This window comes from Neorhizobium populisoli (assembly GCF_019430945.1).
GTDB classification, from domain to species: domain Bacteria; phylum Pseudomonadota; class Alphaproteobacteria; order Rhizobiales; family Rhizobiaceae; genus Neorhizobium; species Neorhizobium populisoli.
Map to the genome: position 1 here is coordinate 363,887 of NZ_JAHYCB010000003.1, position 16,460 is coordinate 380,346.

13 protein-coding genes are annotated in these 16,460 nt (G+C 60.8%); 11 read left to right on the forward strand and 2 right to left on the reverse strand.

Translation table 11 applies throughout. The annotated features are described in order from the left end of the window. From KX729_RS09700 to KX729_RS09745, 11 genes are all read left to right on the forward strand, one after another. A complete protein-coding gene (locus KX729_RS09700) occupies positions 1–882 on the forward strand; it encodes a transglutaminase family protein (RefSeq protein WP_219742229.1) in 882 nt (293 codons plus the stop codon). A 133-nt stretch (positions 883–1,015) separates the two neighbouring features. After that, complete coding sequence (locus tag KX729_RS09705; RefSeq protein WP_219742230.1) at positions 1,016–2,284, forward strand: TadE/TadG family type IV pilus assembly protein; 1,269 nt, start codon at positions 1,016–1,018, stop codon at positions 2,282–2,284. Between the two features lie 225 nt (positions 2,285–2,509). After that, on the forward strand, positions 2,510–4,972 hold the full coding sequence (locus KX729_RS09710; protein ID WP_219742231.1) for a glycogen/starch/alpha-glucan phosphorylase: 2,463 nt from the start codon (positions 2,510–2,512) through the stop codon (positions 4,970–4,972). Continuing rightward, a complete protein-coding gene (glgB, locus tag KX729_RS09715) occupies positions 4,972–7,185 on the forward strand; it encodes a 1,4-alpha-glucan branching protein GlgB (RefSeq protein WP_219742232.1) in 2,214 nt (737 codons plus the stop codon). Before KX729_RS09710 ends, glgB begins: the two co-directional genes overlap by 1 nt. 32 nt (positions 7,186–7,217) lie before the next feature. Beyond that, positions 7,218–8,480, forward strand: coding sequence for a glucose-1-phosphate adenylyltransferase (glgC, locus tag KX729_RS09720; protein WP_219742233.1), 1,263 nt, complete (start codon positions 7,218–7,220; stop codon positions 8,478–8,480). Between the two features lie 31 nt (positions 8,481–8,511). Beyond that, positions 8,512–9,984 carry a glycogen synthase GlgA gene (gene glgA, locus KX729_RS09725; protein WP_219742532.1) on the forward strand — a complete coding sequence of 491 codons (1,473 nt, stop codon included), beginning with the start codon at positions 8,512–8,514 and terminating at the stop codon, positions 9,982–9,984. Positions 9,985–9,986: 2 nt separating this feature from the next. Continuing rightward, positions 9,987–11,615, forward strand: a complete 1,629-nt coding sequence (locus KX729_RS09730; protein WP_219742234.1) for an alpha-D-glucose phosphate-specific phosphoglucomutase — start codon at positions 9,987–9,989, stop codon at positions 11,613–11,615. 23 nt (positions 11,616–11,638) lie between these two features. Beyond that, positions 11,639–11,926, forward strand: coding sequence for a DUF7957 family protein (locus KX729_RS34905; protein WP_512699454.1), 288 nt, complete (start codon positions 11,639–11,641; stop codon positions 11,924–11,926). Positions 11,927–11,947: 21 nt separating this feature from the next. Then, entirely contained in the window at positions 11,948–13,897 is a 1,950-nt protein-coding gene (glgX, locus tag KX729_RS09735; RefSeq protein WP_219742235.1) for a glycogen debranching protein GlgX, read from the forward strand. Between the two features lie 91 nt (positions 13,898–13,988). Continuing rightward, on the forward strand, positions 13,989–14,474 hold the full coding sequence (locus tag KX729_RS09740) for a MaoC family dehydratase (protein ID WP_219742236.1): 486 nt from the start codon (positions 13,989–13,991) through the stop codon (positions 14,472–14,474). A 4-nt stretch (positions 14,475–14,478) separates the two neighbouring features. After that, positions 14,479–15,534 (forward strand): DUF2332 domain-containing protein, encoded by a 1,056-nt coding sequence (locus tag KX729_RS09745; RefSeq protein ID WP_219742237.1) that lies wholly within the window; start codon positions 14,479–14,481, stop codon positions 15,532–15,534. On the opposite strand, the gene KX729_RS09750 is transcribed toward KX729_RS09745, so the two are convergent. Together KX729_RS09750 and KX729_RS09755 are read right to left on the reverse strand one after the other, a co-directional pair. Then, positions 15,531–15,839, reverse strand: coding sequence for a hypothetical protein (locus tag KX729_RS09750; RefSeq protein ID WP_219742238.1), 309 nt, complete (start codon positions 15,837–15,839; stop codon positions 15,531–15,533). The two genes, KX729_RS09745 and KX729_RS09750, sit on opposite strands and share 4 nt — an antisense overlap. Before the next feature lie 68 nt (positions 15,840–15,907). After that, positions 15,908–16,459, reverse strand: a complete 552-nt coding sequence (locus KX729_RS09755) for a sarcosine oxidase subunit gamma (protein WP_376775946.1) — start codon at positions 16,457–16,459, stop codon at positions 15,908–15,910. Between the last annotated feature and the right edge of the window lies 1 nt (position 16,460).

The window sequence follows — 16,460 nt, forward strand, 5'->3', positions numbered from 1 at the left end:
ATGCTCTACGATCTCTCCCTTCATATGGGCTATGTCTATGACGTGCCGGCGTCCGGCGCCCGCCATGTGATCCGCGTTCTGCCTCTTTCGCTGCCCGACCGGCAAAGGCTGATCGTCGGCTCCGTTACCGTCACACCGAATGCCGAGGAGAAGACGACCTTCATCGACTTCTTCGGCCAACAGGCGACATCCGTTCTGCTCCGCGCGCCGCATGAGCGTCTCGATATCCGTATGCAGGCACGCGTCCAGGTGGAAGCCCATTCGATGACCGCAGATTTCTCGCCGCTTCTCTGCAAGCTCGGCGAAGAGCTGGCGGAAGTCTGGTCGGTTGACCCGTCATCGCCGCATCATCTCGCTGCCCCCTCGCCGCGCCTGCCGGAGGACCCGCAGATCGCAGCCTATGCCAAGGAAGTCCTGAAACCCGGCCAGACGGTGCGGGAGGTCGCGCTGTCACTCTGTGCCCGCATCTACAGGGATTTCATATACGATCCGAAAGCGACCACGGTCGATACGACGCCGAAGGAGGCTTTCCGGCTGAAACGCGGCGTCTGCCAGGATTTCGCGCATATCATGATCGTCGCGCTCCGCAGCCTCGGCATTCCGGCCGGCTACGTTTCCGGCTTCCTGCGCACCATTCCGCCGCCGGGCAAGGAACGGCTGGAAGGCGCCGACGCCATGCATGCCTGGGTGCGCGTCTGGTGTGGCGAAACCATGGGTTATATCGAACTCGATCCGACCAACAACATTCCAGCCGGCAGCGACCATATCGTCGTCGCCTATGGGCGCGACTATGCCGACATAGCGCCCGTCATCGGCGTATTGAAAGGCTACGGCAACCAGAAGGCCATCCAGGCGGTCGATGTCATTCCGTTGAAATCCTGAATTATATTCGCTGAAGCGTATATTCTTGGGAATCGCTAAAATTGCAGCGAACCGCTTAGGCCTTCCTACACTCGCACACGATAAAACTCCCTCACTCTGGTTCAAATGAATTGAACGGCTTTTGGGGACTATCATGGCGCATTCTCTCTTTCCGCAGCTGATGAAAGACCGCTCCGGCAATTTCGGTATCATGACGGCAATCATGCTTCCGGTTCTCCTGGCAGTTGCAGGCGTTGCGATCGACGTCACAAGCGCCGTGGAACAGAAGAGCCGGTTGCAGGGCCTGACCGATTCTGCAGCCCTCGCGGCCGCATCCTCCATGGCTGCCAAGGGGACCAATGAAGCCGACTCGAAAGAACTCGCCAAGGACTTCCTGGCCTCCCAGCTCATCGATTATGTAAAGACCGGCAAGGAGACGCCTGCAGAACTTGCGGCTCTCGACAAGGCGATCCGCGACGCCTCAACCGTCGACGTTAAGCAAACGACCGACACAGCCGGAAAAATCTTCGACGTCTCCATGACGAGCAGCTACGACATGCCGCTCAATGCCATGACCAGCATGTTTGCCGGCAAGACCATGAAGGTGCAGGTGGCAAGCTCGGCAAGAAGCACCAGCGTTTCGGAAACTGCAATTTCCATGTATCTGGCGCTGGATCGCTCCGGCTCCATGTCATTCGTGACCGATGAGAAGAACCCGCTTCTTTCGCTCTGCATCAACTACACGGAAACCAACTGGGCATACCAGGCATACCTGCAGCCTTCGAACCCCTGTTATATCCGCAAGATTCAGGCTCTGCAGACTGCGGCAAGCGGCCTGTTCAAGTCGCTGAACACGTCCGACCCGAAGAACAACCTCGTGCGTGTCGGCGCTGTTTCCTACACGGACTCGACGCAGGCAGCGACGGGCATGCACTGGGGCACGACCTTCGCCTCGACCTATGTCAGCGCGCTTCCGTCCGTACCGACCGGCGGCACCGATGCAAGCGGCGCGATGCAGATTGCCTATGACGCGCTGAAGAAGACGAACACGACTGAGGCGACAGCCCATCAGAGCAAGAGTCATTCCAACTTCCAGCGTTACATCCTTCTGATGACCGATGGCGAAATGACCGGCGGAAGCAGCAGCTGGAACAGCGCGCTGGACAAGAAGGTCCGGGACCTTTGCGACAAGGCCAAGCTTGACGGCGATACCAACGGCAACGGCAAGATCGACGGCAGCGAACAGGGCATCATCATCTTCACCGTGGCATTCATGGCGCCCAGCAAGGGCAAGGAACTTCTGAGCTACTGCGCCAGCGGCACCGAAAACTACTATCAGCCGACCAACATGCAGCAGCTGATCACCGACTTCGGCGAAATCGCCGAGAAAGCCGCCAAGACCACGACCCGCCTGACAAACTGATCGCCAAGATACACTGGTCCATCCAGGACAAGACGATCTTTTTAAAACGCTCCGCTTTCACCGGCGGGGCGTTTTGCTGTTTGCGGCATCAAAACACTTGGGAACATGCAAAGATAAAACGATCATTGCATCAGTGTCATAACGGTGCATAAACTGTCTCGCTACATCATGCCGGATGGACTGAATCGGACGCTATCACCTCGCTCCCCAGAAAGTTGGCGACTCATGAATAAAACCCCTTCTCCGGTCGAAATTCCCCAGCCGGCTCCCCGCAGCTCCCGCCCCGAAATCATGGCGGAAGAAATCATCGAGCGCCTGACCTACCGCATCGGCAAGGATGCCAAGGTCGCCAAGCCGCATGACTGGCTGACCGCCACGATCCTCGTGGTGCGCGACCGAATCATCGACACCTGGATGGAATCGACCCGCAAGGCCTATCGGACGAACCAGAAGCGCGTTTATTACCTATCGCTGGAATTCCTGATCGGCCGCCTGATGCGTGACGCAGTCACCAATATGGGCCTGATGCAGGAAATCCGCGATGCGCTCAGCTCGCTCGGTGTCGATATCGACGTCATCGCCGGCCTCGAGCCGGATGCCGCACTCGGTAACGGCGGTCTCGGCCGCCTCGCCGCCTGCTTCATGGAATCGATGGCGACCGTCGATATCCCGGCCTATGGTTACGGCATCCGTTACGTCCACGGCCTCTTCCGTCAGCAGATGGCCGACGGCTGGCAGGTCGAATTGCCGGAAAACTGGCTCGCCCACGGTAACCCCTGGGAATTCGAGCGTCGCGAAAGCTCCTACGAAATCGGCTATGGCGGCACGGTAGAAACCGTCGGCGCCTATGACGAAAGCCCGCGCTACGTCTGGAAGCCGGCCGAACGCGTCATCGCCATGGCCTATGACACCCCGGCCGTCGGCTGGCGCGGCAAGCGCGTCAACACGCTGCGCCTCTGGTCTGCCCAGCCGATCGACCCGATCCTGCTCGATGCCTTCAATGCCGGCGACCATATCGGCGCACTGCGCGAGAGCAACAAGGCGGAAGCCCTGACCCGCGTTCTTTACCCGGCGGACGCCAACCCGGCCGGCCAGGAACTGCGCCTGCGCCAGGAATTCTTCTTCTCGTCCGCTTCGCTTCAGGACATTCTGCGTCGCCACCTGCAGCAATATCCGGACTTCACCAACCTGCATGACAAGGTATCGATCCAGCTCAACGACACGCACCCGGCCGTATCGATCAGCGAGCTGATGCGTCTTTTGACCGATATCCACGGCATGGATTTCGAGCTGGCCTGGGAGATCACCCGCAAGACCTTCTCCTACACCAACCACACGCTTCTGCCGGAAGCGCTGGAAACCTGGCCGGTTCCGCTTTTCGAGCGCCTGCTGCCTCGTCATATGCAGATCGTCTATGCGATCAACGCGCAAATCCTGCTCGAGGCCCGCAAACAGAAGAGCTTCACCGACAGCCAGATCCGCTCGATCTCGTTGATCGACGAAAGCGGCGACCGTCGCGTGCGCATGGGCAACCTCGCCTTTGTCGGTTCGCATTCGGTAAACGGCGTCTCGGCGCTGCACACCGACCTGATGAAGGTCACGGTCTTCTCCGACCTTCACACGCTTTATCCGACCCGCATCAACAACAAGACCAACGGCATCACGCCCCGCCGCTGGATGATGCAGTGCAATCCGGGCCTCACCTCGCTGGTGCAGGAAGCGATCGGCGACAAGTTCCTGGACAACACTGAAGCATTGCGTGACCTCGACGGGTTCGCAAACGACAAGTCCTTCCAGGAAAAGTTCGCCGCCGTGAAGCACGCGAACAAGGTGCAGCTTGCCAATCTCGTCGGCAGCCGCATGGGCATCCGCATCGATCCGTCGGCGATGTTCGACATCCAGATCAAGCGTATCCACGAATACAAGCGCCAGCTCCTCAACATCATCGAGACGGTATCGCTCTACGACCAGATCCGCTCGCATCCCGAACAGGATTGGGTCCCGCGCGTAAAACTCTTCGCCGGCAAGGCGGCGCCGAGCTACCACAACGCCAAGCTGATCATCAAGCTGGCCAATGACGTGGCCCGCGCGATCAACAACGACCCGGCCGTGCGCGGCCTGCTGAAGGTTGTTTTCGTGCCGAACTACAACGTCTCGCTCGCAGAAGTCATGGTTCCGGCCGCCGACCTCTCGGAGCAGATCTCGACTGCCGGCATGGAAGCATCCGGCACCGGCAACATGAAGTTCGCTTTGAACGGCGCACTGACGATCGGCACGCTCGATGGCGCTAACGTCGAGATGCGCGATCATGTCGGTGAAGACAATATCGTCATCTTCGGCATGACCGCCGACGAGGTCCAGAAGGTTCGTGACGAAGGCCACCAGCCGCGCGCCATCATCGAGAAGTCGCGCGAACTGGCTCAGGCCCTCAACGCGATCTCTTCGGGTGTCTTCTCGCCGGACGATCGTTCTCGCTTCACCGGCCTAATCGACGGCATCTTCAACCACGACTGGTTCATGGTCGCCGCCGACTTCGATGCCTACGCGGAAGCGCAGCGCAACGTTGACCAAATCTGGTCCGACCCTAAATCATGGTATTCCAAGACCATCAAGAATACCGCTCGGATGGGATGGTTCTCTTCAGACAGAACCATTCGTCAGTACGCGTCGGAAATCTGGAGAGCCTGATGAAAAAATCGCCCCGCGTCGTTGATGACGGAAGAGCCCCCGGCGAAATTCCGTTATCCGAGATCGAGGCGATTTTGGAAGGCAGGCATACCAATCCCTTTGCCGTTCTCGGGCTGCACAAGCTCGGGAGCGGTTTCAGGGCCCGCTGCTTCATTCCCGGTGCGGAAGCCGTCACGGTTCTCGCGCTGAATGGGACAGAGCTCGGTGAATTGACGCTTCGCCACGATGCCGGATATTTCGAAGGCCTCGTCAATGCCTCGCAACTGCAGCCCATTCGCTACCGTGCCCGCCGCGGCGATGATGAATGGGCAGTGACCGATCCCTATAGTTTCGGACCTGTTCTTGGACCGATGGACGACTATCTCGTCCGCGAGGGCTCGCATCTGCGCCTGTTCGACAAGATGGGCGCGCACCCGATGAAGCACGAGGGCGTCGAAGGTTTTCACTTCGCCGTCTGGGCACCGAATGCCAAGCGCGTTTCGGTGGTCGGCGAGTTCAACAACTGGGACGGCCGCCGGCATGTCATGCGCCTGCGCGCCGATACCGGTATCTGGGAAATCTTCGCCCCCGACATTCGGGCCGGCACAGCCTACAAGTTCGAGGTGGTCGGCAAGAATGGCGTGGTTTTGCCGCTCAAGGCCGACCCCTACGCCCGCCGTGCCGAACTTCGGCCAAATACCGCTTCCATGACCACGCCGGAACTTTCCCAGAAATGGGATGACGACGCGCATCTGGAATTCTGGAAAAAGGCCGACCATCGTCGCCAGCCGATTTCCATCTACGAAGTGCATGCCGGCTCCTGGCGCAAGAAACAGGATGGCGGCTTTCTATCCTGGGACGAGCTCGCTGCTGAACTTATCCCCTACTGCACGGATATGGGCTTTACCCATATCGAATTTCTGCCGATCACCGAACATCCGTTCGACCCGTCCTGGGGTTATCAGACGACCGGTCTTTTTGCCCCGAGCGCCCGCTTCGGTGAACCGGAGGGCTTTGCCCGCTTCGTCAACGGCTGCCACAAGGTCGGTATCGGCGTCATCCTCGACTGGGTGCCCGCCCATTTTCCGACCGACGCCCACGGCCTTCGCCAGTTCGACGGTACCGCACTTTACGAACACGCCGATCCGCGCCAGGGTTTCCACCCGGACTGGAATACGGCGATCTATAATTTCGGCCGCAACGAGGTGTTGTCCTACCTCGTCAACAATGCGCTTTATTGGGCCGAGAAGTTCCATCTCGACGGCCTGCGCGTCGATGCGGTCGCCTCCATGCTCTACCTCGATTATTCGAGGAAGGAGGGCGAATGGGTGCCGAACGAATATGGCGGCCGCGAAAATCTCGAATCCGTGCGTTTCCTGCAGAAGATGAACTCGCTCTCCTACGCCGCCCATCCCGGCGTGATGACGATCGCCGAAGAATCGACCTCATGGCCGAAGGTCTCGCACCCGGTCCATGAAGGCGGCCTCGGCTTCGGCTTCAAATGGAACATGGGCTTCATGCATGACACGCTGAGCTATCTGAAGCGTGAGCCCGTTCACCGCAAGCACCATCACAACGAACTCACCTTCGGCCTGATCTACGCCTATTCGGAAAACTTCGTGCTGCCGCTCTCCCATGACGAGGTGGTCCACGGAAAGGGTTCGCTGATCGCCAAGATGGCTGGCGACGACTGGCAGAAATTTGCCAACCTGCGCGCCTATTACGGCTTCATGTGGGGTTACCCCGGCAAGAAACTACTCTTCATGGGCCAGGAATTCGCCCAATGGTCGGAATGGAGCGAGGCCCGTTCGCTCGACTGGAACTTGCTCGCTTATCACCCGCACGAAGGCATGCGCCGCCTCGTGCGCGACCTGAACTTCTGCTACCGCTCCAAGCCCGCCTTGCATGCGCGCGATTGCGAAGGCGAAGGTTTCACCTGGCTGGTGGCCGACGATGCGGAAAATTCCGTTTTCGCCTGGCTGCGCATGGCGCCGGGAGAAAAGCCGGTGGCGGTGATCAGCAATTTTACGCCCGTTTACCGGGAAAATTTCCGCATCCCCTTGCCAAACGAGGGCAGATGGCGGGAAGTCCTCAATACGGACGCCGAGATCTACGGCGGCAGCGGCAAGGGCAATGGCGGTCGCGTTCAGGCAGTGAATGCGGGAGGAACCGTTTACGCCGAAGTCACGCTTCCGCCGCTCGCGACCATCATGCTTGAACTTGAACAGATCTGACCATTGGCCTGAGTAAATTCTGGGAGGAACGAATGAACGAGAAGAGAATTCAGCCCCTTTCGCGTGATGCCATGGCCTATGTCCTCGCAGGCGGCCGGGGAAGCCGCCTCAAGGAACTGACCGACCGCCGCGCCAAGCCCGCCGTCTATTTCGGAGGCAAGGCGCGCATCATCGATTTCGCGCTGTCGAACGCGCTGAACTCCGGCATCCGCCGCATCGGCGTGGCGACGCAATACAAGGCGCATTCGCTGATCCGCCACATGCAGCGCGGCTGGAACTTTTTCCGCCCCGAGCGCAACGAGAGCTTCGATATCCTGCCCGCCTCCCAGCGCGTCTCAGAGACGCAGTGGTATGAAGGCACGGCCGACGCGGTCTACCAGAACATCGACATCATCGAGGCCTATGCACCCGAATACATGGTCATCCTCGCCGGCGACCACGTCTACAAGATGGACTACGAATACATGCTGCAGCAGCATGTGGATTCAGGCGCGCAGGTCACCGTCGGCTGCCTCGAAGTGCCGCGCATGGAAGCGACCGGTTTCGGCGTCATGCATGTCAACGAGAAGGACGAGATCATCGCCTTCGTCGAAAAGCCGGCCGATCCGCCGGGCATTCCGGGCAACCCGGATTTCGCACTGGCCTCGATGGGCATCTATGTCTTCCACACCAAGTTCCTGATGGACATTTTGAAGCGGGACGCGGTCACGCCCGGCTCCAGCCGCGACTTCGGCAAGGACATCATTCCCTATATCGTTGAACACGGTAAGGCCGTTGCGCACCGCTTCGCCGACAGTTGCGTCCGCTCCGATTTCGAGCGCGAGCCCTATTGGCGCGATGCCGGCACAATCGACGCCTATTGGCAGGCCAATATCGACCTGACGGAAGTCGTGCCCGGCCTCGACATCTACGACAAATCCTGGCCGATCTGGACCTATGCGGAAATCACTCCGCCGGCCAAGTTCGTGCATGACGACGAAGACCGCCGTGGCTCGGCGACGTCCTCAGTCGTGTCGGGCGATTGCATCATTTCCGGTTCGTCGCTCAATCGCAGTCTTCTGTTCACGGGCGTGCGGGCCAATTCCTATTCTCGCCTCGACGGCGCCGTAGTCCTGCCGAATGTTCGTATCGGCCGCCGCGCGCAGCTCCGCGATGTTGTCATCGATCACGGTGTAACCATCCCCGAGGGCCTGATCGTCGGCGAAGACCCCGAACTCGATGCCAAGCGATTCCGCCGCACCGAGACCGGTATCTGCCTGATCACTCAGGCGATGATCGACAAGCTGGATCTGTGAATCCACAAACCAGGATGTGAGTAGCATTTTCATGCAGGTTCTTTCGGTCGCGTCCGAAGTCTATCCGCTGGTCAAGACCGGCGGGCTGGCAGATGTAGCCGGCGCGCTTCCGCTTGCCCTGAAAAGCCACGGCGTCAGCGTGAAGACGCTGATGCCCGGTTATCCGGCCGTCATGCGGGTGATCGAAGACCCGAAGGTGATCTACAGCTTCGAAAGCCTGCTCGGCGCCAAGGCAGATCTGCTGTCGGTGCATCATCAGGGGCTTGATCTCCTCGTTCTCGATTCGCCGACCTTCTTCGACCGGCCGGGTGGCCCTTATGCGGATGCCACCGGCAAGGACCATTTCGACAACTGGCGGCGTTTCGCGGCGCTGTCCAAGGCCGGTGCGATGATCGCCCAAGGCATCCTGGCCAGGGGAGCATCCGAAGGGCAAGACGAAGGCTGGCGGCCGGATGTAGTGCATGTGCATGATTGGCAGGCGGCCATGGTGCCGGCCTATATGCGCTATTCGAGAGCGCCGGAAATTCCGACCCTCATCACCATCCATAACATCGCTTTCCAGGGCCAATACGGCGCCGACATCTTCCCCTATCTGGAAATGCCGCCACATGCCTATGGCATCGAAGGCGTCGAATATTTCGGCGGCGTCGGTTACCTGAAGGCCGGCCTGCAGACGAGCTGGGCGATCTCGACGGTCAGCCCCTCCTATGCCGAGGAAATCCTGACGCCAGAATTCGGCATGGGTCTCGAAGGCCTGCTGAATCTGCGCCAGGGAGACCTGCACGGCATCGTCAACGGCATTGACGCCGACGTCTGGGACCCGGCCAAAGATCATTCCGTGAAGGCGCATTACACTGCCGCCACATTGAAATCCCGCGCCGACAACAAAAAAGCGGTAGCCGAGCGTTTCGGTCTCGATCAGGACGACGGCCCGCTCTTCTGCGTCATCTCCCGCCTCACCTGGCAGAAGGGCATGGACATGCTCGCCGCCTGTACCGACGAGCTCGTTGCCCAGGGCGCCCGCCTTGCCGTACTCGGCTCTGGCGACAAGGCACTGGAAAATGCCTTCCATACCGCAGCCGCCCGCCATCCGGGCCGGGTCAAGGTTCTGTCCGTCTATGACGAGCCGCTCTCCCACTTGATGCAGGCGGGCAGCGACGCGATCGTCATCCCTTCCCGTTTTGAGCCCTGCGGCCTCACCCAGCTTTACGGCCTGCGTTACGGCTGTGTGCCGGTCGTCGCGCGCACCGGCGGGCTGAACGATACCGTTATCGATGCGAGCCACGCAGCACTTGCAGCGAAAGCCGCCACCGGCATCGCCTTCGGCCCCATCACCACCGATAATCTGCGCCGGGCGCTTCGCCGGGCGGTAAAGCTCTATCACGAGCCGAAAATCTGGACGGCCCTGCAGAAGCAGGGCATGAAGTCCGACGTTTCCTGGGAAAAGAGCGCCGGCCTTTATGCCGACCTCTACAAGACATTGCTTGCCAAAAAAGGATCCTGACCATGATCAAGACCGTTGAAACCACGCCCTTTCAGGATCAGAAACCCGGGACGTCCGGCCTTCGCAAGAAGGTGCCGGTCTTCGCCCAGGAAAACTATGCGGAAAACTTCATCCAGGCGATCTTCAACTCGCTGGAAGACTTCGCCGGCAAGACGCTGGTGATCGGCGGCGACGGCCGTTATTACAACCGCGAAGTCATCCAGAAGGCGATCAAGATGGCCGCCGCTGCCGGCTTCGGCAAGGTCATGGTCGGCCAGGGGGGTATTCTCTCGACGCCGGCCGCCTCCAACATCATCCGCAAATACCACGCCTTCGGCGGCATCGTTCTGTCGGCCAGCCACAATCCCGGTGGCCCGACCGAAGACTTCGGCATCAAGTACAATATCGGCAATGGCGGCCCCGCCCCGGAAAAGATCACCGACGCGATCTTCGCCCATACCAAGACGATCAGCTCCTACAAGATCGCCGACGTGGCCGACGTCAATCTCGATGAAATCGGCTCGTTCAAGGTCGCCGGCATGGAAGTCGAAGTGATCGATCCGGTCGCCGACTATGCCGAACTGATGGAACAGCTTTTCGATTTCGGCGCCATCCGCGCTCTCTTGGCGAGCGGTGTGCGTATCGCCATCGACTCGATGGGCGCCGTCACCGGCCCCTATGCGGTCGAAATCTTCGAAAAGCGCTTGGACGCGCCGGAAGGCTCGGTGCGCAATTCCACCCCGCTGCCGGATTTCGGCGGCCACCATCCGGACCCGAATCTTGTCCATGCCAAGGACCTCTATGACGACGTCATGAGCAAGGACGGTCCGCATTTCGGTGCCGCTTCCGACGGAGACGGCGACCGCAACATGATCGTCGGCAAGGGCATGTTCGTGACGCCCTCAGACAGCCTCGCAATGATCGCCGCCAACGCGACGCTCGCCCCCGGTTACGCCAAGGGCATTGCCGGCATCGCCCGCTCCATGCCGACCAGCGCAGCCGCTGACCGCGTGGCCGAAAAGCTCGGCATCGGCATGTACGAAACCCCGACCGGCTGGAAGTTCTTCGGCAATCTGCTCGACGCCGGCAAGGCGACCGTCTGCGGCGAAGAAAGCTTCGGCACCGGCTCCGACCATGTGCGCGAGAAGGACGGCCTCTGGGCGGTGCTCTTCTGGCTGAACATCATGGCCGCCCGCAACGAAAGCGTTGCCGAGATCGTCAAGAAGCATTGGGCCGAATACGGCCGCAACTACTATTCCCGCCACGATTACGAGGAAGTCGACACCGAAGCCGCCAACGGCATGATCACGGCGCTTCGCGACAAGCTCGCCTCGCTGCCGGGCCAGACCTTCGGTGCGCTGAAGGTCGCTGCCGCAGACGACTTCGCCTATCACGATCCGGTCGACGGCTCTTCCTCCAAGAACCAGGGCATCCGCGTGCTGTTCGAAGGCGGTTCCCGCGTCGTCTTCCGCCTCTCTGGTACCGGCACGTCGGGCGCGACGATCCGCGTTTATGTCGAACGCTACGAGCCGGATGCGGCAAAGCACGGCATTGATACGCAGGAAGCGCTGGCCGATCTGATCGCGGTTGCGGACGAGATTTCCGAACTCAAGAAGCGTAGCGGACGCGATGCGCCAACGGTTATTACGTGAGGATCAAGCGCCGAAGGGTTTGAATGGAGCCGTATTCGCTCAGATCTGCACAGAAGATTCTCCCCGTTTCGGATGACCTCACGGTACTTCTGTTAAAACAGGAGGGATCGCTCCAGGGCATTGACCGGAATTTGGTTGGCTGTGACAGATCAGGTCGCGTCATATGGGAATGCACGCCTCCTGGCCGTCCCGATAGTTTCACCGAGGTGGAACTGTTGGATGGAGTGCTTTCCGCCTACTCCTTCAGTGGTCACATATGCCATATCGACATGAAAACCGGCCATATTCAGGAAATCACATTCACCAAATAGCTGTTTGAGGCCCCAGAGACGATGCAAAAACCGGCCGCCACAAAACTTGGCGTGACATTGACACCAGACGGCGCGGAATTCGCCGTCTGGTCGCGCAATGCCGAACGGATCGAACTCTGCCTCTTCGACGCGGAAGGAAAGCAGGAGACGGCCCGCCATCGTCTCATCCGAGGCCGCGACGACATCCATCGCGCCACGGTCTCGGCCGTCGTCGCTGGCCAGCGTTACGGCTACCGCGCCTGGGGCACCTACGACCCGGATAACGGCTCGTGGTTCGATCCATCCAAGCTCCTGGTCGACCCATACGCCCGCGAACTCGACCGCCCTTTCCGCCACGATGCGAAGCTCTCGCTTTTCGGCGTTGATACGGCGAGCATCGTCCCGAAGACCGTCATCACCCGTGACCCGCTGGCCAAGATCGGCAAACCGCTCCTGCCGTCCGGCGGCTTCATCTACGAAATCGCCGTCCGCCCCTTCACCATCCTGCATTCCGCCATCCCGGAACCGCAGCGCGGCACCGTCGCAGCACTCGCCCATCCTTCGATCATTGCGCACCTGAAAAAGCTCGGCGTCGACGCCATCGAGCTGATGCCGATCACCGCCTGGATCGACGAGCGCCACTTGCCGCCGCTTGGCCTCACCAATGGCTGGGGTTATAATCCTGTCGGCTTCATGGCGCTCGATCCGCGGCTATGTCCCGGCGGCGTTAAGGAACTGCGCGAAACTGTCGCCACCCTGCATCAGGCCGGCATCGGCGTCATCCTCGACCTCGTCTTCAACCATACCGGCGAAAGCGACCGCCACGGTGCGACGCTCTCCATGCGCGGCCTCGACAACCGCACCTATTATCGGTCCGTGCCCGGCGAACCGGGCCATCTCGTCAACGATACCGGCACCGGCAACACGGTCGCCTGCGACCACCCGACCGTGCGCCGGCTGATCGTCGATACGCTGCGCCATTTCGTCGTGCATGCCGGCATTGACGGTTTCCGTTTCGACCTCGCGCCGGTCATCGGCCGGACGGCGGAGGGTTTCGACGCCAAGGGCGAGACGCTGAAAGCCATGCTCGCCGACGAGGCTCTGAAGGACCGCATCATGATCGCCGAGCCCTGGGACATCGGCCCTGGCGGCTACCAGCTCGGGAATTTTCCGGCCGCCTTCCTCGAATGGAACGACCGCGCCCGCGACGACATGCGCCGTTACTGGCGTGGCGACCAATGGACGACCGGGGCACTTGCGACCCGCCTCGCCGGCTCATCGGATGTCTTCGAGAAATCCGGCAAGAGCCGCACCGTCAACTTCCTCGCCGCCCATGACGGCTTCACGCTGATGGACCTCGTCTCCAACGAGCACAAGCACAACGAGGCGAACGGCGAAGAAAACCGCGACGGCCACGGCGAGAACTATTCCTGGAACAACGGCGCTGAAGGCCGGACCGACGATGCCGCGATCCTCGAAAACCGCCGCCGGGACGTCGCCGCCCTCATCTCCACGCTTTTCGCCAGCCGCGGCTGGGTGATGCTCACGATGGGCGACGAAGCGGGCCGCTCGCAATTCGGCAACAACAACGCCTATTGCCAGGACAATATCATCACCTGGTTCGACTGGACGAAGATCGACAAGACGCTGGTGGAGCACACGGCAGCGCTTACCGCGTTCCGCAAACGCTTCGCCGTCTTCTCCGAAACCGGATTCTTCACAGGCGAAGGCGATATCGAATGGCTGAACACCGCCGGCCGGCCGATGGAGGTAGGCGATTGGGAAAACCCGTCCAACCCCGTGCTCGGCATGGTGCTGAAAACGCTCGACCGCCAGACCGACAAGTTGACCCGCATCGCCATGCTCTTCAACCGCGGCCATGAGGAAGCCAGCTTCGCCCTGCCCGGGTGGGGCTGGAAGCATTTCCCCTCCCGCGAGCTGTGGAATCAGGTTTTGCCGGCGCGTTCGGTGCGCTTTTGCATCGAAGAATGATGCACTGCAAAAAACCGCTCGCCAACCCATTCAAAACGAGTACAGTCCGGCCCGGAATTTGAAATGTGGTGAGGTCGCGTGGTGGTGTTGAATGCGTGAAATTTCGCTCTCCGAGATGCCGGGCCTGGTGGGTACGGAAGTCGGCGTTTCGGATTGGATCATGGCTGATCAGTCGATGATCAACCTGTTTGCCGATGCCACCCACGACCACCAGTTCATCCATGTGGACGAGGAACGCGCCAAGGCGGAAAGCCCGTTCGGCGGCACTATCGCGCACGGTTTCCTGACGCTTTCGCTGCTCTCCGCCATGAACTTCGACTGCGTACCAAAAGTGCGCGAGCAGACCATGGGCATCAATTACGGTTTCGACCGCGTCCGCTTCATGTCTCCGGTCAAGGCAGGCACCCGGGTGCGCGGCCACTTCACGCTGACCGATGCCCGCTTCCGCGGCGCCGGCATGCTGATGACCACCTACGATGTCTCGGTCGAGATCGAAAACGAAAAGAAACCGGCGATGACGGCCACCTGGATCACGATCGTCCAGTTCGACCCGAAGGATCGCCCCGAGGGAGTGTGATCCAATGGTTACCGAGGAACAGATCTGGCAGGCTTTTCGCGAGCAGGTCATTGCCGGCGAATTGTTGGGTTCACCGTTCACCAGCCGCCTCGGCAAGCTGATGTTGGCACATCTCGATCGCTCCACCGCGGTGGGAAAGCGGATACTGAGCTGGGAAAACGACCCCACCACCCGTGGCGACATCGTCCCCACCCGCCTTGCCGGCGCGCTGCATGCGCTGATCATCGACGGCAAGGATGATGACCTGAAGGCGGCGTATCCGCCGAACGAAGTCAGCGACGACGCGCTTTGGGCCGCGATCCGCAATGCCTTCGACACGCACGAAGCTTTCATCCTGGAGCGTTTGAATTTCGCGCCGCAGACCAATGAAGTGCGCCGCTCCAGCGCCCTGCTTGCGGGGTTCCTGACGATCGCGGATCTGTTGGGCAAACCGCTGATCCTCTCGGAGTTCGGCGCTAGCATGGGCCTCAACCTCAACTGGGACCGTTACCGCTACGATCTCGGCGGCTTCCTCTGGGGCGATCCCGCCTCACCGGTGCAGCTCAAGCCGGATTGGGAAGGGCGACACCCGCCCCGCGCCGAAATCATCGTGCAGGACCGAGCCGGCTGCGACTTGAACCCGCTCGACCCGCATTCGCCGGAAGACAGCCTGCGGCTTCTCTCCTATCTTTGGGCCGACCAGACCGACCGCGTCATCCGCACCCGCGCAGCGCTCGATATCGCCCGGCAGCACAAGGCGCTCGTCGAAAAAGGTGACGCTCTGGCTTGGCTGCGCGACAAACGGCTGAAGACGCTCCGACCTGGCACGGTGCATGTCGTTTTCCACTCGATCGCCTGGCAATATCTGCCGCCGCAGCTTCGTGAACTCGGGGAATCGATCATCGCCGAGGCCGGCAGCCGCGCGACGGCGGAAGCGCCGCTGGCACGCCTGCAGATGGAAATGATGGGCGAACCGAACAGCGCCTCGCTCAGCCTGCAGATCTGGCCGACCGGCGAGACCCGCGAACTCGCCCGCGTCGATCCGCACGGTCGCTGGGTGAAGTGGAAGGGCTGGAGTTAAAGACCGAGTTCCATCAGCAGAAACCCGAGGAGCGGCGGCAGCGCCGCGCCGATTGCGATATTGGCGGTGCGCGCCGGTGTCAGCCCGATCATCGCACCGACGATACCGGCCGCGATCAACGCCGCCATGGGCATGGAAAGATCACGATCGACACCCGGCACAAAAGACGCCAACAGAGCTGCAACGGCCGCGCAGCCGCTGACCAAAGCACCCTTCCAGATCTCGATCTTCGAAAGCTTCGCGGCAATGACCCCGCCCGCCATCGCGGCAATCACGGCCAGCGCGATCAAAGGAAATCCAATCATAAAACCCTCCCGTCTTTTTGAAGACGAGAGTGCGGTTCCTCTGGATCAAGTCAAGCTAGGCGAACGTCTTAGAGGGCAGCATCCCGCGCGCCTTCTGCCAAAAGGCCGAAGGCATAGTCGGAAAACGAACGCCAGACTTCGACGCGGAAGGCATCTTCGGCGGTCCTGAGTAGAACGATCTCGATCTTTCCAAAAATCGTCCGCGAGCAGGCGCCGACCGGGAACGCTTTCAACGACAGGTCCTGCGGGCAACCGGCATTGATCGCTGCCGCAGCACCGGGTCCCGAAACCAGGATCGCCACGTTGCGATGGGAAACATCGGTCGCCGAATGCAGCGCACCGGAATTCGCCGCTGCCTGCATCAGGCTATTGCCTATGTCGTAGCCGCCTTCACCAATCACCAGCCACTCGTCCGGCCCGAGCCACAGCGCCGTGCGACCATTGGCCGATGCCGATGTCTTCGGCTTTACCGGCAGGTCGACGCCGAGAGCGCCGGAAAGCGCGGAAACATTCTCGGCGTGGACACGCAGCGAAATCCGTTCGGCGGCCGGCGCAGCTTCGAGGCGGACAGCGGACGAGCCGCCATGCAGGCCGAAAAGCGATGAGGTACGCGTTGCCATT